Source organism: Ruminococcus sp. MCC718 (assembly GCF_018783905.1).
Lineage (GTDB): Bacteria > Bacillota > Clostridia > Lachnospirales > Lachnospiraceae > Hominisplanchenecus > Hominisplanchenecus faecis.
In genome coordinates this window covers 1-233 of record NZ_WQNP01000170.1, presented here as the reverse complement: position 1 = coordinate 233, position 233 = coordinate 1, and the positions used below count along the sequence as shown (strand labels likewise).

Here is a 233-nt window from a genome sequence, read left to right as displayed (position 1 = left end):
TTACAGCGTTGGGACAGGGAAGGAATTCTAGAGGCAAATCGGACTCCAACGGATAGGCGTTATTATACTTACGACCAATATCTTCAATTTAAAGGCATAAAAACCCAAAATGATATACGCCAAGTAGTTATTTATGCAAGAGTTTCTACAAAGAATCAAAAGGATGATTTACAGAATCAAGTATCGTTTTTACGTCAATTCTGTAATGCCAGAGGCATTATTGTAGACCAATG

1 protein-coding gene is annotated in these 233 nt (G+C 36.5%); it reads left to right on the top strand.

Annotated elements, in window-relative coordinates; genetic code table 11:
* The coding region (locus tag GPK60_RS13705; RefSeq protein WP_215660755.1) for a recombinase family protein at positions 1–233 on the top strand (233 nt) is incomplete at both ends.